At 63.4% G+C, this 20,466-nt stretch carries 17 protein-coding genes; 11 read left to right on the forward strand and 6 right to left on the reverse strand.

Annotated elements, in window-relative coordinates; all coding sequences use genetic code 11:
- Window positions 1-31 precede the first annotated feature (31 nt).
- The 5 genes from ACMGF5_RS17155 to ACMGF5_RS17175 all read left to right on the forward strand — a co-directional run bounded on the left by ACMGF5_RS17155 (window position 32) and on the right by ACMGF5_RS17175 (window position 7,154).
- Window positions 32-514 (forward strand): formate dehydrogenase subunit gamma, encoded by a 483-nt coding sequence (locus ACMGF5_RS17155; RefSeq protein ID WP_046787901.1) that lies wholly within the window; start codon window positions 32-34, stop codon window positions 512-514.
- Window positions 508-2,067: a formate dehydrogenase beta subunit gene (locus ACMGF5_RS17160; protein ID WP_414156035.1), complete on the forward strand. Its 1,560-nt coding sequence runs from the start codon at window positions 508-510 to the stop codon at window positions 2,065-2,067. The genes ACMGF5_RS17155 and ACMGF5_RS17160 overlap by 7 nt, the downstream gene beginning before the upstream one ends.
- Window positions 2,064-4,943 (forward strand): formate dehydrogenase subunit alpha, encoded by a 2,880-nt coding sequence (fdhF, locus tag ACMGF5_RS17165; protein WP_115275390.1) that lies wholly within the window; start codon window positions 2,064-2,066, stop codon window positions 4,941-4,943. Before ACMGF5_RS17160 ends, fdhF begins: the two co-directional genes overlap by 4 nt.
- The gene (locus tag ACMGF5_RS17170) at window positions 4,940-5,143 is read left to right on the forward strand and encodes a formate dehydrogenase subunit delta (RefSeq protein ID WP_046787904.1); all 204 of its coding nucleotides are present in this window, start codon (window positions 4,940-4,942) and stop codon (window positions 5,141-5,143) included. Before fdhF ends, ACMGF5_RS17170 begins: the two co-directional genes overlap by 4 nt.
- Window positions 5,144-5,336: 193 nt before the next feature.
- Window positions 5,337-7,154, forward strand: a complete 1,818-nt coding sequence (locus ACMGF5_RS17175) for an ABC transporter ATP-binding protein/permease (RefSeq protein WP_414156994.1) — start codon at window positions 5,337-5,339, stop codon at window positions 7,152-7,154.
- A 16-nt stretch (window positions 7,155-7,170) separates the two neighbouring features.
- Here the strand turns inward: ACMGF5_RS17175 and ACMGF5_RS17180 are convergent, their stop codons facing one another.
- The 3 genes from ACMGF5_RS17180 to ACMGF5_RS17190 form a co-directional block, all read right to left on the reverse strand.
- On the reverse strand, window positions 7,171-7,860 hold the full coding sequence (locus ACMGF5_RS17180) for an SOS response-associated peptidase family protein (protein ID WP_115275388.1): 690 nt from the start codon (window positions 7,858-7,860) through the stop codon (window positions 7,171-7,173).
- Window positions 7,861-8,175: 315 nt separating this feature from the next.
- The gene (locus ACMGF5_RS17185; RefSeq protein WP_414156995.1) at window positions 8,176-9,042 is read right to left on the reverse strand and encodes a copper resistance protein B; all 867 of its coding nucleotides are present in this window, start codon (window positions 9,040-9,042) and stop codon (window positions 8,176-8,178) included.
- A 120-nt stretch (window positions 9,043-9,162) separates the two neighbouring features.
- A complete protein-coding gene (locus tag ACMGF5_RS17190) occupies window positions 9,163-10,905 on the reverse strand; it encodes a copper resistance system multicopper oxidase (protein ID WP_414156996.1) in 1,743 nt (580 codons plus the stop codon).
- Window positions 10,906-11,202: 297 nt separating this feature from the next.
- On the opposite strand from ACMGF5_RS17190, the gene dmeF reads away from it, so the two are divergent.
- A complete protein-coding gene (dmeF, locus tag ACMGF5_RS17195; protein ID WP_414156997.1) occupies window positions 11,203-12,198 on the forward strand; it encodes a CDF family Co(II)/Ni(II) efflux transporter DmeF in 996 nt (331 codons plus the stop codon).
- On the opposite strand, the gene ACMGF5_RS17200 is transcribed toward dmeF, so the two are convergent.
- The gene (locus tag ACMGF5_RS17200; RefSeq protein ID WP_414156998.1) at window positions 12,122-13,405 is read right to left on the reverse strand and encodes an arsenic transporter; all 1,284 of its coding nucleotides are present in this window, start codon (window positions 13,403-13,405) and stop codon (window positions 12,122-12,124) included. The two genes, dmeF and ACMGF5_RS17200, sit on opposite strands and share 77 nt — an antisense overlap.
- A gap of 242 nt (window positions 13,406-13,647) precedes the next feature.
- On the opposite strand from ACMGF5_RS17200, the gene ACMGF5_RS17205 reads away from it, so the two are divergent.
- The 4 genes from ACMGF5_RS17205 (at window position 13,648) to ACMGF5_RS17220 (ending at window position 18,141) form a co-directional block, all read left to right on the forward strand.
- Window positions 13,648-15,888 carry a TonB-dependent siderophore receptor gene (locus ACMGF5_RS17205; RefSeq protein WP_281868518.1) on the forward strand — a complete coding sequence of 747 codons (2,241 nt, stop codon included), beginning with the start codon at window positions 13,648-13,650 and terminating at the stop codon, window positions 15,886-15,888.
- A 125-nt stretch (window positions 15,889-16,013) separates the two neighbouring features.
- On the forward strand, window positions 16,014-16,301 hold the full coding sequence (locus ACMGF5_RS17210; RefSeq protein ID WP_174141759.1) for an iron transporter: 288 nt from the start codon (window positions 16,014-16,016) through the stop codon (window positions 16,299-16,301).
- A complete protein-coding gene (locus ACMGF5_RS17215; protein ID WP_119688592.1) occupies window positions 16,298-17,812 on the forward strand; it encodes a PepSY-associated TM helix domain-containing protein in 1,515 nt (504 codons plus the stop codon). Before ACMGF5_RS17210 ends, ACMGF5_RS17215 begins: the two co-directional genes overlap by 4 nt.
- The gene (locus tag ACMGF5_RS17220; protein ID WP_046787912.1) at window positions 17,809-18,141 is read left to right on the forward strand and encodes a DUF3325 domain-containing protein; all 333 of its coding nucleotides are present in this window, start codon (window positions 17,809-17,811) and stop codon (window positions 18,139-18,141) included. The genes ACMGF5_RS17215 and ACMGF5_RS17220 overlap by 4 nt, the downstream gene beginning before the upstream one ends.
- A 52-nt stretch (window positions 18,142-18,193) precedes the next feature.
- Here ACMGF5_RS17220 and ACMGF5_RS17225 read toward each other — a convergent pair whose 3' ends face one another.
- On the reverse strand, window positions 18,194-18,793 hold the full coding sequence (locus ACMGF5_RS17225) for a biliverdin-producing heme oxygenase (RefSeq protein ID WP_125923197.1): 600 nt from the start codon (window positions 18,791-18,793) through the stop codon (window positions 18,194-18,196).
- A gap of 141 nt (window positions 18,794-18,934) precedes the next feature.
- Here ACMGF5_RS17225 and ACMGF5_RS17230 point away from each other — a divergent pair, with 141 nt between their 5' ends.
- Complete coding sequence (locus ACMGF5_RS17230) at window positions 18,935-19,474, forward strand: histidine phosphatase family protein (RefSeq protein ID WP_119688594.1); 540 nt, start codon at window positions 18,935-18,937, stop codon at window positions 19,472-19,474.
- A 57-nt stretch (window positions 19,475-19,531) separates the two neighbouring features.
- Here the strand turns inward: ACMGF5_RS17230 and ACMGF5_RS17235 are convergent, their stop codons facing one another.
- Window positions 19,532-20,317, reverse strand: coding sequence for a sulfite exporter TauE/SafE family protein (locus tag ACMGF5_RS17235; protein ID WP_012313625.1), 786 nt, complete (start codon window positions 20,315-20,317; stop codon window positions 19,532-19,534).
- Window positions 20,318-20,466: the final 149 nt, after the last annotated feature.

The following is a 20,466-nucleotide window of genomic DNA, read 5'->3' on the forward strand; positions in this document are numbered from 1 at the left end:
AGGCGGGGGCCGTGATGCCGAGGTCCGCTGTATGCCTGATCAATTGCCCCACCTGCCCGTGATCCACAGTATCCTGAGTCGCCACCAGGACACCCCCGGCGCGCTCTTGCCGATCCTGCATGCCGTGCAGGAAAGCATTGGTTTCATCCCCGATGCCGCCGTCGCTGACATTGCCCATGCCCTCAACCTCAGCCTGGCCGAGGTGCGCGGGGTAATCAGCTTCTACCACGATTTCCGCACCGCGCCGCCGGCCCGCCATACCCTGCGCCTGTGCCGCGCCGAGTCGTGCCAGAGCCGTGGCAGTGAAGCACTGGCCGCGCAGCTGCGCGAACAGTTGGCGCTGGATGACCATGGCACCAGCGCCGATGGCGCCATCAGCCTGCGCCCGGTGTACTGCCTGGGCGCGTGCGCCTGCTCGCCGGCACTTGAACTCGATGGCCAGGTGCATGCGCGCCTGACCCCTGAGCGCCTGCGCTCGCTGGTCAACGGTTGCCTGGAGGACACAGCATGCTGAAGCTGTTCATCCCCTGCGACTCGGTGGCCCGCGCCGTGGGCGCAGATCAGGTTGTCGAGGCGTTGCAGCGCGAGGCCGAGCAGCGCCAGTTGGCGCTGGACATCCAGCGCACCAGTTCGCGTGGCCTGTATTGGCTCGAACCACTGGTAGAGTGCGAGCGCGCTGGAGGGCGGCAAGGCTTCGGCCCGGTCACCCCTGAGGATGTGCCTGCGCTGCTCGATGCATTGGCGGCAGAACCCGGCAGCCATCCATTGGCGCTCGGGCCGGTGGAAGCGCTCCCTTACCTCAAGACCCAGCAACGTCTGCTGTTCGCCCGCGCCGGCATCACCCGGCCATTGTCGCTGGAGGACTATCGCGCCCACGGCGGCTTTGCCGGCCTTGCGCAAGCCGTTGCGCTGGGCGGCGCCGAAGTGGTCGCCGCCGTGCTCGATTCTGGCCTGCGCGGCCGCGGCGGCGCAGCGTTCCCGGCAGGTATCAAATGGCGCACCGTGCGTGACGCCGGGGCAGGGCAGAAGTATGTGGTGTGCAACGCCGACGAAGGCGACTCGGGTACCTTCGCCGACCGCATGCTGATGGAAGGGGACCCCTTCTTGCTGATCGAAGGCATGATCATCGCCGGCCTCGCGGTGGGTGCCGACAAGGGCTTTATCTACGTGCGCTCGGAATACCCCGACGCCATCCGCGTGCTCGATGAGGCCATCGTCATCGCCCGCGACGCCGGTTATCTGGGTTTCGACGTGGCCGGTAGCGGTCAGGCCTTCGACCTGGAAGTACGCGTGGGCGCGGGTGCCTATATCTGCGGTGAGGAAACCGCGCTGCTCGAATCCATCGAGGGCAAGCGCGGCATCGTCCGTGCCAAGCCACCGCTACCGGCCCTGCAGGGCCTGTTCGGCCTGCCGACGCTGGTGCACAACGTACTCACCCTGGCCTCGGTGCCCACCATCCTGGCCAAGGGCGCAGCGTTCTACCGCGACTTCGGTATGGGCCGTTCGCTGGGCACCATGCCGTTCCAGCTGGCCGGCAACATCCGCCATGGCGGCCTGGTAGAACGTGCCTTCGGCCTGACCCTGCGCGAGCTGGTGGAAGGCTACGGGGGCGGCACCGCCAGCGGCCGGCCGCTCAAGGCTGCCCAGGTCGGTGGCCCGCTGGGTGCCTGGGTGCCGCCCAGTCACTTCGACACCCCCCTGGACTACGAGGCCTTCGCTGCCATGGGCGCGATGCTCGGCCACGGCGGTGTGGTGGTGGCTGACGACACCCTGAACATGGCGAGCATGGCGCGTTTTGCCCTGCAGTTCTGCGCCGAAGAGTCCTGCGGCAAGTGCACGCCCTGCCGCATCGGTTCTATCCGCGGCATGGAGGTGGTCGACCGCCTGATCGCCAGCAGCGACCTCACCGACCGCCATGACCAGGCCCTGCTGCTGCGCGACCTGTGCGACACGATGCAATACGGCTCGCTATGCGCCATGGGCGGCATGACCGCCTATCCGGTGGCCAGCGCCCTGAAGTACTTCCCGGCCGATTTCGGGCTGACCACCACGGAGGCCGCGCAGTGATCAATTACTTCGACCCCGAGACCGATCTGGGCACCCCTGAACGCTACGGCGATGTGCAGATCAGCCTGAACATCGACGGGCGCAGCGTGAGCGTGCCGGCGGGCACCTCAGTGATGCGCGCCGCCGCCCTGCTGGGTACCAGCATCCCCAAGCTGTGCGCCACCGACAGCCTGGAGGCCTTTGGCTCCTGCCGCATGTGCATGGTCGAAATCGACGGCATGCGCGGATACCCGGCGTCCTGCACCACGCCTGTCAGCGAAGGCATGGTGGTGCGCACGCAGACGCCACGCCTGGCCGACCTGCGTCGCAATGTCATGGAGCTGTACATTTCCGACCACCCGCTCGACTGCCTGACCTGCTCGGCCAACGGCAACTGCGAACTGCAGACGGTCGCCGGCCAGGTCGGCCTGCGCGAGGTGCGCTACGGCTATGACGGCGCTAATCATCTGGCTGAGCAGAAGGACGTGTCCAACCCGTACTTCGATTACGAGCCCAGCAAGTGCATCGTCTGCAGCCGCTGCGTGCGTGCCTGTGAGGACATCCAGGGCACCTTCGCCCTGACCATCACCGGGCGCGGCTTCGAGTCGCGGGTGGCGGCAGCCGGTGGTGACAACTTCCTCACCTCCGAATGCGTGTCGTGCGGCGCCTGCGTGCAGGCTTGCCCGACGGCTACCCTGACCGAAAAAAGCCTGGTGCAGAGCGGCCAGCCGGAACGAGCGGTGATCACCACCTGCGCCTACTGCGGCGTGGGCTGCTCGTTCCGTGCGGAAATGAAGGGTGACCAGTTGGTACGCATGGTCCCGGACAAGAACGGCGGCGCCAACCACGGCCATGCCTGCGTCAAGGGCCGCTTCGCCTGGGGCTATGCCACCCACCCTGATCGCATCACCAGACCGATGATCCGCAAGCATGTGGATGACCCGTGGCAGGAAGTCAGCTGGGACGAGGCCGTCACCTACGCGGCCAGCGAGTTCCGGCGCATCCAGCTCAAGTACGGGCGCGACTCCATCGGTGGCATCACCTCCAGCCGTTGCACCAACGAAGAAGCCTACCTGGTGCAAAAGTTGGTGCGCACGGCGTTTGGCAACAATAACGTCGACACCTGCGCGCGGGTTTGCCATTCGCCCACCGGCTATGGCCTCAAGCAGACCCTCGGCGAGTCGGCGGGTACCCAGAGTTTCGATTCGGTGATGCAGGCCGACGTGATCCTGGTGATCGGTGCCAACCCTACCGATGCCCACCCGGTGTTTGGCTCGCAGCTCAAACGCCGCCTGCGCCAGGGGGCGCGGCTGATCGTCATCGACCCGCGGCGCATCGACCTGGTGGATTCGCCCCACGCCCGTGCCGAGTTGCACTTGCAACTGCGCCCTGGTACCAACGTGGCCATGCTCAACGCCTTGGCCCATGTGATCGTTAGCGAGGGGCTGCTGGCCCAGCGCTTCATTGACGAGCGCTGCGAGAGCGAGGCCTTCGCCCGCTGGCGCGACTTCGTCAGCCTCGCGCAAAACGCCCCTGAAGTGCAGGGCCCCGTGTGCGGCGTGCCCGCCGAGCAGATCCGCGCCGCCGCCCGGCTGTATGCCACAGGCGGCAACGCGGCGATCTACTACGGTTTGGGCGTGACTGAACACAGCCAGGGCAGCACGGCGGTGATGGGCATCGCCAACCTGGCCATGGCCACCGGCAATATTGGCCGCGAAGGGGTAGGGGTAAACCCCCTGCGTGGGCAGAACAATGTGCAGGGCTCGTGCGACATGGGGTCGTTCCCGCATGAGTTGCCAGGCTACCGGCATATCTCCAACGAGGCCGTGCGTGCCGAGTTCGAGCAGGCCTGGGGTGTGACTCTGCAGCCCGACCCGGGCCTGCGCATCCCCAACATGTTCGAAGCGGCGCTGGACGGCAGCTTCAAGGCGCTGTACTGCCAGGGTGAGGACATCGCCCAGAGCGACCCCAACACCCAGCACGTCACTGCCGCGCTGCGGGCCATGGAATGCGTGGTGGTGCAGGACATCTTCCTCAACGAGACGGCCAAGTTCGCCCATGTGTTCTTGCCGGGTAGCTCGTTCCTGGAAAAGGACGGCACCTTCACCAACGCCGAGCGCCGTATTTCGCGGGTACGCAAGGTGATGCAGCCGCTGGCCGGCAAGGCTGACTGGGAGGCCACCGTGGCCTTGGCCAATGCCCTGGGCTACCCGATGAGCTACCGCCACCCGTCCGAGATCATGGACGAAATCGCCCGCCTGACACCAACCTTTCACCGCGTCAGCTACGCCGAACTCGACCGCCATGGCAGCCTGCAGTGGCCGTGCAACGACGCAGCGCCCGACGGCACGCCGACTATGCACATCGATCAGTTCGTGCGGGGCAAAGGGCGCTTCATGCTCACCGGCTATGTGCCCACCGACGAGAAGGTCAACAGCCGCTACCCACTGCTGCTGACCACCGGGCGCATTCTCAGCCAGTACAACGTCGGTGCCCAGACCCGGCGCACCGCGAACGTCGCCTGGCATGCTGCCGACTGCCTGGAGCTGCACCCCACCGACGCCGAAAGCCGCGGCATCCATGACGGCGACTGGGTCGGCATCGGCAGCCGCGCCGGGCAGACGGTCCTGCGTGCCAAGGTGAGTGAGCGCGTGGCGCCGGGGGTGGTGTACACCACCTTCCACTTCCCCGAGTCCGGCGCCAACGTGATCACTACCGACAATTCCGACTGGGCCACCAACTGCCCGGAGTACAAGGTCACGGCGGTGGAGGTGGTCAAGGTGTTCCACCCGTCGCAGTGGCAAAAGCGCTACCAGGACTTCAGCGATGAACAGCGGCGCCTGCTCAAGGAGCGCCGCACGGCCGACAAGCCCGAGCAGGCCGAGGTACGCCGATGAGCATCGAAAACCTGGTCAAGATGGCCAACCAGATTGCCCATTACTTCGACAGCGAGCCTGATCATGCGTTGGCGGTGAAAGGGGTGCAGCAGCATTTGCAGAACTTCTGGACCCCGGCGATGCGCAGGCAGTTGGGGGAATGGGCCCAGGCCCATGCAGGGGAGGGTTTGGACCCCAAGGTGGTGGAGGCCTTGGCTTAGCGTTTGTCTGCGCTGCCCCCGTCGCCAGCAAGCGGTGGGACTCCTGGACTGCCCTCGAATCGAGTGCAATTCCTGTGGGGCCGGCTTGCCGGCGATAGGGGCGGTGCCGACAAAATGAAATGTCCGTCATGAATGCCTGACCAAAGCCGGCGCAATGCTACGCTCGCGTAAACACTCGTCACGGATACCCACCATGGACATGAACTGGCACCAGGCCCTGCAAGAGAGCCTGAGCTGGCTTGCAATCGCTTCGTTCATCACCCTGATCGGCTTCACTGCCGCCGCTGCGCTGGCTGTGCGCTACACGCGCTGGGGTAGCCAGTTCTGGCAGCTTGCCGGGCCCTATTTCTCCTTCAGGCGCAGCTGGCGACCGCTGCTGGTGTTTGCCGCACTGCTGGTGCTGACCCTGTTTTCGGTACGCATGAACGTGCTGTTCTCGTTCTGGTACAACGGCTTCTACAGTGCCCTGCAGGCCCTCGACCAAACCGCCTTCTGGTACTTGCTGGGCGTGTTCGCGGTACTGGCCACCCTTCATGTGCTGCGTTCGCTGCTCACCTTCTACGTGACCGAGGCCTTCAGTATCCGCTGGCGGGTCTGGCTGACCGAGCGCCTGACCAACGACTGGCTCCACGGTGACGCCTATTACCGCGGCCAGTTCCTCGCCGAGCCTGTAGACAACCCCGACCAGCGTATCGAACTGGACGTCAACGCCTTCGTCACCAACTCGGTAACCCTGGCGCTGGGCGCGGTCAGCGCGCTGGTGTCGCTGGTGGCGTTCACCGCCATCCTTTGGGGGCTGTCGGCGCCGCTGGCGGTAGCAGGTGTGGAAATCCCCCGGGCCATGGTGTTTGCCGTGTATGTGTATGTGCTGATCGCCACCTGGATCGCCTTCCGCCTCGGGCAGCCGTTGATCCGCCTGAACTTCCTCAACGAAAAACTCACCGCCAACTTCCGTTATGCGCTGATGCGCCTGCGTGAAAACGCTGAGAACATCGCGTTCTACCAGGGCGCGCAAGTGGAGCGGGGGACCTTGCTGGGCCGCTTCGGGGCATTGATCGTCAATGTCTGGGCACTGGTGTTCCGCAACCTGAAGTTCAGCGGTTTCAACCTGGGCGTCAGCCAGGTGGCAGTGGTGTTCCCGTTCATCCTTCAGGCGCCGCGCTTCTTCAGTGGCGCGATCAAGCTGGGCGATGTCATGCAGACCTCCCAAGCGTTTGGCCAAGTGCAGGATGCGTTGTCGTTCTTCCGTGAGTCCTACGACACCTTTGCCCAGTACCGCGCCACGCTCGACCGTCTGACCGGTTTTCTCGATGCCAACCAGCAGGCCAGCACCTTGCCGCGGGTCAGCACCCAGGAACAGGCGCAGGCCCTGGATATCTCGGGTTTGCAGGTGATGCGCCCCGACGGCCACGCGTTGATCGCCGACCTCGACTTGCGCCTGCAGGCCGGCCAGGCGCTGCTGATCAAGGGCCCGTCGGGCAGTGGCAAGACCACCTTGTTGCGCGCCCTGGCAGGGCTGTGGCCTTACGCCGAGGGTGAGGTCAGGCGGCCCACCGGCACCGAGGCGCTGTTCCTCTCGCAGCGCCCGTACCTGCCCCTGGGTGACCTGCGAACCGCCATCGCCTACCCGGCTGACAGCAAGCCGGAGGACGAGGCGCGCATGCAGCAGGCGCTGCGCCAGGTCAATCTGGCCCACCTGGCTGAGCGGCTGGCAGTCAGTTGCGACTGGTCGCATATCCTCTCGGTCGGTGAGCAGCAGCGGCTGGCGTTTGCCCGGGTGCTGTTCAACCGGCCGCAGGTGGTGTTCCTCGACGAGTCCACCTCGGCGATGGATGAAGGCCTGGAGCATGCGTTGTATTCGCTGCTGCGCAATGAAATGCCGCAAACCTTGCTGGTGAGTGTCGGCCATCGCAGTACGTTGGCCGGGTTCCATACCCACCGGCTGGAAGTGGACGGGCAGGGTGGTTGGTCGCTGCTGGAGCAAAAGCCGGAGGTAGCGTTGCAGGTCTAGGAGGCCTGTACCCTGTTCAGGGCTGCATCACGATCAACTGCGCGCCTTCATTACGGACATTCCCTACGGCCTCGCCCACCGCAAACCATTCAAAGGCTTCTACCGGAAGGCACCGCTCGCGTGCCAACCGCTCGGCCTCCTCGGCAGGCACTTCCAGGTCGATCCACGCCCGCGCATCCGCCGGCCCCAGTACCAGTGGCCGGCGGTCATGGATATCGACCATTCCTGCATCACTCGCTGCGGTAATGATCACGAACCCATCCCCTTCGTTCGGCTCCAGCCCTGAACGTACCTGAGCCAGCGCGGCCATGAACATCGGTGCCTGGCTTTTCAGGCGGATGAAGTAGGGCTGCTTGCGCCTGGGGTCGTGCGGGTCGCTCACCCATTCGTACCAGCCGTCGGCCATGACCAGGGCCCGGCCTTGAGGCCAGAGTGCCTTGAAGAAATTGCCGGCGGTCACGGTTTCCACCCGTGCGTTGATCGGCGCAGGCCTCGGGCCCTTGGCCCAGAACGGTGCCCAACCCCAATGGCAGGGGTCGATGCGCAGGCCATCGGCGGTGTTGTGCAAAACCTGTACGCCGCTGCCAGGGGCCACGTTGTAACGGCCAATGGGCACGTTGTCGTAACCGCTGATCACGTCCTGCCCGGCGTCCAGTTCACGCAGGTAATCGGCCTGGCCTTGATACTGGGCGAAGCGTCCGCACATGGCATGTCCCCCACTCGTCGAAATGTCTTACGCCCGATCGACCCTACAACGGCCCCAGTGTTATCTGTTCATTCATACAAATGCCCGCCGTCGGCCGCTGATCACAAGGAGCATTCCATCTCGCTGGTTGCGTTGTTCAACCTGCGTGCGCTGCACAGGTACCTGGTCAGGATAGACGGCGACAGCATGTAGGGTGCCGGCATCTTCAAATACCGACCAGTTCACCAGGCCGATGTAGGGCGCGCCCAGAACTGCCGTGTTACCTAAAGCCCCCGCCGACACCAGCGTTGGAATTGTTCTCTGTATGTCGAGTTCTCAGAACCACATGCGAATGCCGGCAACGAAGCGCGCTTCGTCCACGTTCCCGCCTTCATCACGGATGAAGTCGGCGGTTTTGCCGTAGGAACGACTCCAGGCGATGCCTATGTAGGGGGCAAACTGGCGGACAATTTCGTAGCGTAAGCGAAGTCCGACTTCCGTGTTGGCCAGACCAGTGCCGACCGCGCGTTGTGGATCGTTCTTGCCATAGAAGTTGGCCTCAGCGGTTGGCTGAAGGATCAAGCGATTGGTCAGCAGTATGTCGTACTCACCCTCCAGGCGGACGGCAGTCTGACCGTTCTCACCTATGAAAGCCGTCGCTTGCGCTTCGAAGTCGTACAGCGCCATGCCCTGAATACCGAAGGCTGCCCAGGTCTGGGGCGATTCCGGCTCGAAGTCCTGCCGCAGGCCGGCGACCACGTCCCACCATGGGCTGATCGAGCGGCCGTACAGGAGCTGCAGCTGCGCATCTTCAGTTACCCCGTTGGTGCGCTCGCCCTCCGCGCGAATCCAGAGCCGGTTGACGTCGCCGCCCACCCATCCTGATGCATCCCAGGCAAGCGTGCTGCCTTCATCGGCGTTCTGGTATTCCAGCTGGTCCAGCAAGAAAAACCCGTTGATCCCGCTGTCATCCATTTTGTGCCCGTCAAGCGGGGGAAAGGCAGCCTGGCGGTCGGCGTCGGTCAGCACTGGGATCGGCGTGCGGGCGGTCGAGGCGGGGGTGGCTTTGGGCTGGCTGTGACCCATTGCCGAGTGATCCATCCCGGAATGATCCATTTCAGCGGCGATGCAGGGCGAAACGGCCAGCACGCCAAGAGAAACGGTCAGTGCCAGCAACGATGGTCGTGCAAAGCTATCGGCCATTTTTCCCTGCCTCAGCTATGTCGCTACCCTGTGATTCCAGCATCATGCTGGGATTGATGCCTTCATGGTTCAGGGAAAAGGCGCTTCGCTTCATTGGTTTGCTCATCTCGTCTCTCCTGTTCATTCGTCTACGCGCACTTCTCGGAACATGCCCGTTTCCATGTGGTACATGAGGTGGCAGTGATAGGCCCAACGCCCTAGCGCATCGGCGGTTACCCGATAGCTTCGTTTCGCGCCGGGAGGCATATCGATCGTGTGCTTTCGGACCATGAAGTTGCCATTCTCATCCTCCAGGTCGCTCCACATGCCGTGCAGGTGGATGGGGTGAGTCATCATGGTGTCGTTGACCAAGGTGATGCGCAGGCGCTCGCCGTATTTGAGCCGCAGCGGCTGGGCATCAGAGAACTTGATGCCGTCGAACGACCAGGCGAACTTTTCCATATGGCCGGTGAGGTGCAGTTCGATAGTCCGGCCCGGTTCACGGCCATCCGGGTCGATGAAGGTGCTTCGCAAATCCGAATAAGTGAGCACACGACGGCCATTGTCACGAAGCCCGATTCCTGGGTCGTTCAGCTTGGGCGTCGGGGTCATGGTCTGCATGTCGACCAGCGGGTTGTTTGTTTCCGAGGCGGGATGGCTTTGCATGGCACTGCCAGTCGTCATGCTGCCGTGATTCATGCCGGCCATGCTGTCATGGTCCATACCCGCCATATTGTTGTGCTCCATGCCGGCCATGTTGCCGTGGTCCATCCCCATGTCGCTCATGGAGATCAAAGGCCTTGGGTCTAAAGCAGGCACCGGGCCTTGCATGCCCTCGCGAACAGCCAGGGTGCCTCTGGAATAGCCAGTGCGATCCATGGATTGGGCAAAGAGGGTGTAAGCCTGCTCGTTTTCAGGCTCGACAATGACATCGTAGGTTTCGGCAACCGCGATGCGGAATTCATCGATCGACACAGGCTTGACGTACTGCCCGTCGGCTGCGACGACCGTCATCTTCAAGCCGGGTATACGCACGTCGAAATAGGTCATGGCGGAGCCGTTGATAAAGCGCAGCCGGATTTTCTCGCCTGGCTTGAATATTCCAGTCCAATTGTCATTGGGCGCCTTGCCGTTCATGAGGTAGGTGTAGGTATACCCACTCACGTCAGCAAGATCGGTTGGGCTCATCTTCATCTCAGCCCACATCTTCCGATCGGCTACAGCGCCAGACCAGCCTTTCTCACTCACGTCATCGACGAAATCGCCAACCGTCCGCTTGTGGAAGTTGTAGTAGTCCGACTGTTTCTTGAGCGTGGACATGACCTGCGCCGGATCTGCGTCGGTCCAGTCGCTGAGCATGACGACGTAGTCACGGTCGTAGGTGAAAGGCTCTGGATCCTTCGCATCGATCACCAGCGCACCGTAAACACCGACCTGCTCCTGCAAGCCCGAGTGGCTGTGGTACCAGTAGGTGCCGTTCTGGTGGACCTTGAACCTGTATTCATACATGCCATCCGGGGCGATGCCATGGAAGCTCAGGCCCGGTACGCCGTCCATGTTTGCCGGCAGAATGATCCCGTGCCAGTGGATGGACGTATCCTGTTTCAAGCGATTGCGCACGCGCAGCGTGACTGTGTCGCCCTCTCGCCAGCGAAGAATCGGTCCCGGCAGCGAGCCGTTGATGGCCATTGCCGTACGCGCTGCGCCGGTAATGTTCACCGGGAGCTCACCGATGTACAGGTCAAAATCGGTGCCGGTCAGTACGTTGGGTTGGCCAGGGCTGGTCACGGCCCAGACCGGCGTGCGCCACATGCCCAGCCCACCCAGTAGTCCGGTAGCAGCGAGGCCCGTGACGAATGAGCGTCTCGTGGTTTTGCTTTGCATGCCGTTGCGTCCAGTCAGGTAGATCACTGATATCCAGGCTGCGACTTGGGCAACCATCCCGTTTCAATTGAGCTCTCACTCCGCCTGATAGGCGCTGGTCTCGGGTTCAGGCTAGCTACCGGGCGCTGTCAGCAAGCTGAGCCCGACATTACTTTTCCGTCAGCTTCTGGTTGAGTGCCATTTTTGTTGCACACTGAAGGGCAACCAAGGGGGGAAAGGTCTGACCTAACTGGAGCGCGCACAAAACGTTGAAGACCCATTCGATGCCGATTCGGCGGTATTCAAAGTGAGCAGGCCATGAGCACGACTGATTTCGAACATAGCCACAACTTCTTGGGCACCGCCCACGATGACAATGCCAAACGAACATTGTGGGTAGTGATGCTCACCGTGGTGATGATGGTCGGTGAGATTGCCGCAGGCTATGTCACGGGATCGATGGCGCTTTTGGCAGATGGTTTCCATATGGCAACCCATGCGGGCGCGCTGGGAATTGCCGCTGCGGCCTATGCTTACGCCCGCAAGCATTCGGCAAGTTCCGCCTACAGTTTCGGTACCGGTAAAGTGGGTGACCTCGGAGGGTTCGCTTCTGCGTTGATTCTTGGTCTTGTCTCGTTAGGCATCGGCATCGAGTCGGTTCTGCGGCTATTTCAGCCTACCCAAGTGCAGTTCGGGATGGCGACCCTGATTGCGATCGTCGGTTTGCTGGTCAATATCATCAGCGCCCTTCTTCTGGCCGGCGGCGGTCATGATCACAGCCATTCGCATGGGCATCACACCCATTCGCATGGAGATAACAACTTGCGGTCGGCTTACCTCCATGTGCTCGCCGATGCGGTCACGTCGGTCATGGCGATCGTCGCGCTGCTGGCCGGTAGATACCTTGGCTGGATATGGCTCGACCCGGTCATGGGGATCATTGGCGCTGTTGTGATTGCACGCTGGGCGTGGTTGCTGATGAAGGATACTGCGGCCGTATTGCTTGATAAGACCGATAACCCTGTCGCCGAAGAAATCAGGGAGTTGCTTGGCCAAGCCGGCGATTTTCAGATCACCGACCTGCATGTCTGGAAAGTGGGGCCTCAAGCGCATGCTGCCATCGTCAGTGTGCATGGCCCAGAGCTGCTCTCTGCCGATGACGTTCGGGCTGCGTTGACGCCTGTACATGAGGTCACTCACCTCACGGTCGAATACAGGGCAGTGGCCTGCGGCGTTTTCAAAGGCTCAGGCGCACCGCCAACGCTGCCAAGGTCACCAGCAACACCGGCACCGTCAACAACACCCCAACCTTGAAGTAATACCCCCAGCCGATGGTCACGCCCTTACGCGCCAGCACATGCAGCCACAACAGCGTGGCCAGGCTGCCGATCGGGGTGATCTTCGGCCCCAGGTCGCAGCCGATCACGTTGGCATAGATCATCGCTTCGCGCACCACACCCTGCGCCTCGCTGGCATGAATCGACAGCGCCCCGATCAGCACGCTGGGCATGTTGTTCATGACCGACGACAGCAGCGCCGCAATCAGGCCGGTACCCAGCGAGGCTGCCCATAGCCCGTGCCCGGCCAGCCAGCTCAGCACATTGCCGAGCGAGTCGGTGAGGCCGGCATTGCGCAAGCCGTAGACCACCAGGTACATCCCCAACGAAAACACCACGATCTGCCACGGTGCCTCGCGCAGCACGCGGCGGGTGGAGATCACATGGCCCCGGGCGGCAACGGCGAACAGTACCGCCGCGCAGGTTGCGGCCACGGCACTGACCGGGATGCCCATGGGCTCGAGCACGAACAGGCTGGCCAGCAATGCCAGCAGCACCGCCCAGCCGACACGGAACGTTGCGCGGTCGCGCACGGCCATTGCCGGCACCTTGAGGTCCTCGGTGGCATAGCGCAGCGCAATGTCGCGGCGAAAATACAGCCACAGCACCAGTAGCGTGGCAGCCACTGCTACCAGGTTCACTGGCACCATCACCGAGGCATAGGCGTTGAACCCCAGGTCGAAGTAGTCCGCCGAGACGATGTTCACCAGGTTGGATACCACCAGCGGCAGGCTGGCGGTGTCGGCAATGAAGCCTGCACCCATGACGAAGGCCAGGGTCGCCGCCGGGGAGACGCGCAGCGCCAGCAGCATCGACATGACGATCGGGGTGAGGATCAGCGCCGCGCCGTCATTGGCGAACAGCGCCGATACCGCCGCGCCCAGCAGCACCATGAAGGCGAACAGGCGGCGCCCGTCCCCTCGCGCCCAGCGCGCCACATGCAGCGCCGCCCATTCGAAAAAGCCCGCTTCGTCCAGCAGCAGGCTGATGACGATCAGGGCGATGAAGGTGGCGGTGGCGTTCCAGATGATGGCCCATACCGTGGGGATGTCATGCAGCGATACCACGCCGAACACCAGGGCCAGCAAGGCACCGAGTGTGGCGCTCCAGCCAACGCCGAGGCCTTTGGGCTGCCAGATGACCAGGGTCAGGGTGAACAGGAAGATCAGAGCGGCTGGGAGCATGGAAACGCTGTCTCATCTCAGGGGAGAGGGGCAAAAGTGACTGTACACGGGCTGGCTACGCGTCAGAAAAGTTCCGGTGCAAACATGTAAGTTTCGTAAATAAGATTTAAACCCATTTGAGAATCACTATATTTACCAACCCTGTTGGCCCCCGAACAGTGTTTGCGAGGCCGGTGGGCGCGGGCCTTCCGGCTTCCTGGCAGGGATGTGCCCTTCGCTTACCCATCGCAGGAGATGTGTCAATGCAGTGCAGAACTTCACCCAACAGCCTGGCCCTGGCGTTTGTCGCGTTGGCGTCACCGGCCATGATGGCGACCGCCGCTGAAACAGTGGAGCGCAGCCCTGGTGAGGTGCTGGAAATGCCGGTGGCCGACGACGCACTGGTGATCCAGGACACCCTGGTCACTGCAGAGCGCGAGGCACGTCAGGCGCTGGGTTCGTCGATCATCACTGAAGAAGACATCAAGCGTCGCCCGCCGGCCAACGACCTGTCCGACATCATCCGTCGGGAGCCGGGGGTCAACCTGACTGGCAACAGCGCCAGTGGTGCGCGTGGCAACAACCGGCAGATCGACCTGCGCGGCATGGGCCCGGAGAACACCCTGATCCTCATCGACGGCAAACCGTCCAGCGCGCGCAACGCCGTGCGCTACGGCTGGAACGGCGACCGCGACACCCGCGGCGAAACCAACTGGGTGCCGGCCGAGGCGGTCGAGCGCATCGAAATCCTGCGCGGCCCGGCGGCGGCGCGCTACGGCTCGGGCGCCATGGGCGGGGTGGTGAACATCATCACCAAGCGGCCCACCGAGGCGTTCAAGGGCAGCCTCAACCTGTTCACGCAAATGCCGCAAGACAGTGCCGAGGGTGTCAGCCGTCGTGCCAACTTCAACCTCAGCGGTGGGCTTACCGACAACCTCGGTTTCCGTTTGTACGGTGGCCTGGCCAAGACCGACGCCGACGACCTGGACATCAACGCCGACCACGCCAACAGCGCGCTGGTCGCCGGCCGTGAGGGCGTGCGCAACAAGGACATCAACGGCCTGCTGAGCTGGCGGCTCAACGACGAGCACCGCCTTGAAGCCAGCGCCGGTTACAGCCGCCAGGGCAACCTCTATGCCGGCGATACCATGAACAGCAACGGCGGCAGCAATGTCGACCTGATCTCCAGCCTGTATGGCCACGAGACCAATGTCATGCAGCGCAACACCTATGACCTGACCCACCTTGGCGATTTCAGCTGGGGCACCAGCAAGACCAGCCTGGCTTACGAATACGTACGCAACTGGCGTCTCAACGAAGGCCTGGCCGGTGGCCCGGAGGGTGCGATCAACGACAGCGGTGCAGCCATGTCGCGGCTGCGCAACACTCGCCTGAGCAGCGAGGTGAACCTGCCGTTTGCCATGGGCAGTACTGAACATGTGCTGACCCTGGGCGGCGAGTACCTTTACGAATCGCTCAACGACCAGGGCTCGTTCCGCCCCCAGAGCTTCGACCCCAGCGGCGGTGGCAGTGACGTCATCAGTGGCTTCGACCGCAGCAACTCGAAGATGACCGCCAAGAGCTACGCTTTGTTCGTCGAGGACAACATTGTGCTGGGCGACACCACCGTCACCCCGGGCCTGCGCTTCGACCACCACGAAACCTTTGGCGACAACTTCAGCCCCAGCCTCAACCTGTCGCACAAGCTGACCGATGCGCTGTCGGTCAAGGGCGGTATCGCCCGGGCCTACAAGGTGCCGAACCTGTATCAGTCCAACCCCAACTACCTGCTCTACAGCCGTGGCAACGGTTGCAGTGTGCAGCAGAGCAACTCCGGGGGCTGCTACCTGCAGGGCAATGCCGACCTCAAGCCGGAAATCAGCGTCAACAAGGAAATCGGCCTGTTGTACGACCGCGGCACCTGGCGTACCAGCGCGACGTACTTCCGCAACGATTACAAGAACAAGATCATCGGTGACACCGATGTGCTTTACACCATCAACAGCGGCCGCCGCGTGACCCAGTGGGAGAACGCCGGCGAGGCACGTGTGGAAGGCATCGAGGGCAACCTGTTCGTCGAACTGACCCCGGTACTGGACTGGAACACCAACCTGACCTGGATGCTCGACAACGACAACCGCGAGACGGGCGAGCCGCTGTCGGTGATCCCCGAATACACGGTCAACAGCACCCTGGACTGGCGCGCCACCGACAAGCTTTCGTTCCAGGTGGCCGGAACCTACTACGGCAAGCAGAAGTCGCCGACCTACAACTACCGCACCCAGGAAGACTACGACGCCGAGGCGCAGCAGGATGTCGAGGCTTACGGGCTGGTGGATGTCAGCACCGGGTACAAGTTCAACGCCAACTATGACGTGCGGGTGGGCGTGAACAACGTGTTCGACAAGCAGATCTATCGCGGTGGCAATGCCAGCAGCTCGGGTGCCAACACCTACAACCAGCCGGGACGTGCGGTGTTTGCTTCCTTGAATATCTCGTTCTGATGCAGGGGCCGCGCTGCGGCCCATTCGCGGGGCAAGCCCGCTCCTGCAGATACCCCACGGGCGCAAGCGCAGTGGTGTACCTGGGGAGCGGGCTTGCCTCGATGTGACTACCAGGAAATACCCCAATGAACACTAAGACCGCCTGGTTGCAGATCCTCTCGCGCAGCAGCGCCGCGCTGTTGGGCGGCTACGCGCTTACCTATGCCGCCACCGCCTGCCTGGCGCGGCTGCTGCCCCTGTCACCTGCCGATGCGGTCATCGTCGCGACCCTGCCGGCCTTCATTTTCTACACCGCAGCCATCCTCTGGGCCTTTGCCAGCCGTGACGCGGTGCGCGCCTGGCTACCGCTGGCCCTGGCTGCGCCCCTGGCGTTGATCGGCTTCTGGCCCCAGGCGCTGGAGTGGCTGGCATGAAGAACACCTTCACTCAATCGATGGCCTGGCTGCACACCTGGGGCGGGCTGATCTTCGGCTGGCTGCTGTTCGCCATCTTCGTCACCGGCACCCTGGCGGTGTTCGACAAAGAACTGAACCACTGGATGCAGCCGGAAATCCCGGCCAGTGAAGTGACCCAGGCCGATGCCGCGCGGCGCGCCATTGCCTACCTGCAAGCCCATGAGCCGCAGGCCGGCAACTGGGGCGTCAGCCTGCCCACCGATCGTTCGCCCGGGCTGCGGGTGTCTACCGGTGAGCGGCGCCATGGCGGCGGCGTACAGCTCGACCCGCAGACGGGCGAGGCCATCGAGGTACGCGACAGTGTCGGCGGCAATTTCTTTTTCCGCTTCCATTTCACCCTCGACCTGCCGCGCAACTGGGGCATTTTCGTGGTCGGTGCACTGGCGCTGGTGATGCTGGCGGCGCTTGTCACCGGCATTGTCATCCACAAGAAGATCTTCAAGGAGTTCTTCACTTTCCGGCCGAACAAGGGCCAGCGCTCCTGGCTGGACTTTCACAACGCCAGTGCAGTGCTGTTGCTGCCGTTCCACCTGATGATCACCTACACGGGGCTTGTGATCTTCATGCTCATCTACATTCCTGCAGGTGTCGATGCGCTGTTCGCCGGGGACAACCGGGCCTACTTCAAGGCCCAGGGCAACGCCCGCCTGGAGCAGCCAAGGGGCATGGCCAGGCAGCCCGCGGAGCTGGCCGATGTGGTACCGCTACTGGCCCAGGCGCAGGCACGCTTGGGGCCCATAGCCGGTTTCAATATCCGCAATCCCAACACTGCCGGGGCACGTATCGAGGTCCGCCCTGAACTGGGTAACCGCATCGCCCTGTCCAAGGGGCAGGCCATGGTATTCGATGGTGTAAGCGGCCAGTTGCTCAGCGATGTGACCGAGTGGCGTGCGGCCCCCTTGACCCAGCGGGTCATGGTCGGCCTGCATTTTGCCCAGTTTGGCGGGTACCCGATGCGTTGGTTGTACTTCGTTTGTGGCGTTATCAGCTGCGTGATGATCGCCAGTGGCCTGGTGCTGTTTTGCGTGAAGCGTGGGCGCAAGTACGCCAGCGCGCAGTTGTCGGCGCGGCGTTGGTACCGGGTGGCCGAGGTGTGCAATGTCGGTTTCGTTGCCGGTTTGCTGCTGGCCTGTGCCGGCTTGCTCTGGGCCAGCCGCCTGCTGCCGGTCGAGCTGGTACAGCGCGAAGCCTGGGAGGTGCGGGCGTTCTTTGGTGTATGGCTGCTGGCGCTGTTGCATGCGGGTATCAGGCCTGCGCGCCGGGCGTGGGTGGAGCAGTTGGGACTGACGGCACTGCTGTGCATGGGCCTTGGGCTGTTCGGTGGGCTGGCGGATGCCTTGCGCCTGGGCGTGGCAGCTTGCGCACTGGTGCTGGGGGTATTGCTCGGTGTGGTGGCGTGGCGCGTGCAGAATGCCGAGCCGGCGCCGCTTGCACGCAAGGCAGGGCGCAGCGTGGAGGCAGGCGCATGATGATGCTGATCGCGGGCGGCACGCTGTTCGCCTATGCCGGCATGCTTGGCCTTTGCCAAGGCCTGGAGCGGCACTACAAGCAGGTATGGCAGCGGGCTTGCCCGCGGCCATTGCGCGTGGTGCTGCGTGGCGCTGGCTGGCTGGCACTGATGATCAGCCTGTTGCTCTGTGCCCAGGCCTGGGGCTGGGCCATGGCGCCGGTGGCCTGGTTGGCGATGATGTCGCTGGGGGCAATGCTGCTGGTCGTGCTGTTGCCGTATTGGCCGCGGCTGGCGGTCGGGCTGGCGGGGTTGGTGCCGGGGTGGGTGCTGCTGCAGCTGTTTGCCTGAGCGGGCCCCATCGCCGGCTTGCCGGCGACAGGGTCAGAGCGAGCAGGCCTCTTTAGCCGGGTTTTTGGTTCAGCACGTTGCGTTGCCCAAGCCAGCGCTCGAAGCACTGGAATGTTTCGATGGCCGCCTGCACGGTGGCGGCCTGCGCTGCAGGTGCTGTCGAGGCCTGGCCAAGGCGGTCGAGGAAGCTGCGCCAGTAGTTGCCCGTCCGCGCACCGTATACATCTAAAAAGCCTGTGCCGCTGGCCGGGTCGAGACCCAGGCGTTCGGACATCGCCTTTTTGAGTACCTGGCCGCCCAGGGTCGAGCCTTCCATTACGTACATCACACCCAGCGCGCTTGCCTCATCGTTGATGGCAGGCAGCGCTTGGCACAGGGGCAGGGCATCGATGTCGGCGGCGCTCAGGTGCAAGGCTTGCAGGTCCAGGGTGAGAGCCGGTGTCTTGGCCCTCACGGGTTCCTGATAATCGCCCAGCCGCGCTTCGAGAGGGGCGTGGAACCCGTAATAGGCTTGCAGTAGCCGGCTGTAGGCAGCGGCATCGAAGTGCGCTTGAAAGAACGGCAGGCGGGCTTCGAGTGACTTGTGGCAGTCGCGTGTGCCCTCGCGCAGGGCTAGCAGCAACGGGCTGGGAGAGGAGGAGCTGGCTGGCATTCGGGTCGGCTCTAGTGGCATTTCGCCTAATTTGGACTGGCCATCGTAACGCAGTGTTCCTCCAGGGCTGCGACATTGTTGCGGAAAAAATAACCTCGGCGTGCTAAACCAGTCGGCCGTCCCCTGCGAAGAAGCCGCCTGGTGAAAGCCGTACACCTGACCTTGATCTGTCATGCCCTGACAACGGCCCAGAAGACCGGGCGCTTGCACCGCCCTGACGACGGCATCTTGCCGCTGCACGCCCAGCCGTTCGCCGTGGCACCTGAAACGCGCATGCTGACCGCGCCGGAGCAGCGTGCGAGGGCAACGGCGGCAGGTTTTTCGATGCCGGTGCAGGTCGAGCCAGCGTTGGCCGATTGCGACCTGGGGTGCTGGCACGGGCTGGCATTGAAACAATTGCAGGCTGAGCAACCGCAGGCGCTGGCGTTGTGGCTGGACGACCCGCACAGTGCGCCGCATGGTGGTGAGTCGTTTGCCGAGCTGTGCCAGCGCATGGCGGGGTGGCTGGCGGCATTCGATAAACCGGGCGAGTGGGTGGCGGTGACCCATCCCATGGTGATTCGTGCGGTGCTGGTGCAGGTGCTTGGCTGCCCCCTGGCTGCCCATCGGCAGATTGATGTGCTGCCTTTGTCGCGTGTGCAACTGAGCTTTACCGGGCGATGGCGCTTGCGGCTCGGGTGAGGTGTGGCTTGTGATGGCGTGAGGGCCGGCCAACCCGTCTCACGCCAAACCCTTTCCTCAAAACGCCAGCTTGTACCCGATCAGCAACAGCATCCCCGCCAGGCAGGGCCGCAGCACGCGGTCGGAGATCCGCCCGGTGAGGTGGCTGCCCAGGTAGATGCCGGGCAACGAGCCGAGCAGCAGGTAACCCAGCAGCGACCAGTCCATGTTGCCCATGCCGGCGTGGCCCAGGCCTGCGACCAGGGTCAACGGCACCGCGTGGGCGATCTCGGTGCCCACCAGGCGCCGGGTGACCAGGAACGGGTAAAGCAAAAACAGCGCCACGGTGCCCAGGGCGCCGGCACCGATCGAGGTGAGGGTGACCATGACACCCAGCACCACGCCGGTGAGTACGGTAAGGATGTTTAGGCTACGGTCGCTGAGTTGGTAATGGTCACCGGCATGGCGGTTGGCGAACGCTTGCAGCCGCGACTTGAACAGGATTGCCAGCGCAGTGAGGATCAATACCACCGCCAGGCCCTGCTTGATGATGCCGTTGAGCGCCGAGGTGTCGGTGTGCAGGGTGCTCAGGAACCACAGGGTCAGCGCTGCTGCCGGGACGCTGCCCAGGCTGAGCAGGCCGGTGATTCTCCAGTCGATGTTCTTGTTGCGGCTGTGCACCCACACGCCACTGGCCTTGGTGATGGCGGCGTAGAGCAGGTCGGTGCCGACAGCGGTGGCCGGGCTGATGCCAAACCACAGCAGGATCGGCGTCATCAGCGAACCGCCACCGACGCCGGTCATGCCGACGATGAACCCCACAACCAGCCCGGCTATGGTGAAACCGAAAGAACCTACATCCATACGCTACTCGACTGCCCAGCTTTGCCCGTGATCGGATGGGTGCCAGCATATAGGTAGTTTATATAGCCAAATAGACTTGTTCGTTATTAGGTTATAACTGCCTGAGCTTCAGCGCCGGCACGCTCATCCCCTGCAGAAGGCGAGCGTGC

This window comes from Pseudomonas sp. BNK-15 (assembly GCF_047456105.1).
GTDB lineage: Bacteria > Pseudomonadota > Gammaproteobacteria > Pseudomonadales > Pseudomonadaceae > Aquipseudomonas > Aquipseudomonas putida_E.

Coding starts and splice junctions, on each gene's coding strand:
- ACMGF5_RS17215 (WP_119688592.1), top strand. CDS start 16,298: ATGAAGAACACCTTCACTCAATCGATGGCCTGGCTGCACACCTGGGGC.
- ACMGF5_RS17190 (WP_414156996.1), bottom strand. CDS start 10,905: ATGCAAAGCAAAACCACGAGACGCTCATTCGTCACGGGCCTCGCTGCT.
- ACMGF5_RS17185 (WP_414156995.1), bottom strand. CDS start 9,042: ATGGCCGATAGCTTTGCACGACCATCGTTGCTGGCACTGACCGTTTCT.
- ACMGF5_RS17175 (WP_414156994.1), top strand. CDS start 5,337: ATGGACATGAACTGGCACCAGGCCCTGCAAGAGAGCCTGAGCTGGCTT.
- ACMGF5_RS17225 (WP_125923197.1), bottom strand. CDS start 18,793: ATGCCAGCCAGCTCCTCCTCTCCCAGCCCGTTGCTGCTAGCCCTGCGC.
- ACMGF5_RS17160 (WP_414156035.1), top strand. CDS start 508: ATGCTGAAGCTGTTCATCCCCTGCGACTCGGTGGCCCGCGCCGTGGGC.
- dmeF (WP_414156997.1), top strand. CDS start 11,203: ATGAGCACGACTGATTTCGAACATAGCCACAACTTCTTGGGCACCGCC.
- ACMGF5_RS17235 (WP_012313625.1), bottom strand. CDS start 20,317: ATGGATGTAGGTTCTTTCGGTTTCACCATAGCCGGGCTGGTTGTGGGG.
- ACMGF5_RS17155 (WP_046787901.1), top strand. CDS start 32: ATGCCTGATCAATTGCCCCACCTGCCCGTGATCCACAGTATCCTGAGT.
- ACMGF5_RS17180 (WP_115275388.1), bottom strand. CDS start 7,860: ATGTGCGGACGCTTCGCCCAGTATCAAGGCCAGGCCGATTACCTGCGT.
- ACMGF5_RS17170 (WP_046787904.1), top strand. CDS start 4,940: ATGAGCATCGAAAACCTGGTCAAGATGGCCAACCAGATTGCCCATTAC.
- ACMGF5_RS17200 (WP_414156998.1), bottom strand. CDS start 13,405: ATGCTCCCAGCCGCTCTGATCTTCCTGTTCACCCTGACCCTGGTCATC.
- ACMGF5_RS17205 (WP_281868518.1), top strand. CDS start 13,648: ATGCAGTGCAGAACTTCACCCAACAGCCTGGCCCTGGCGTTTGTCGCG.
- ACMGF5_RS17220 (WP_046787912.1), top strand. CDS start 17,809: ATGATGATGCTGATCGCGGGCGGCACGCTGTTCGCCTATGCCGGCATG.
- ACMGF5_RS17210 (WP_174141759.1), top strand. CDS start 16,014: ATGAACACTAAGACCGCCTGGTTGCAGATCCTCTCGCGCAGCAGCGCC.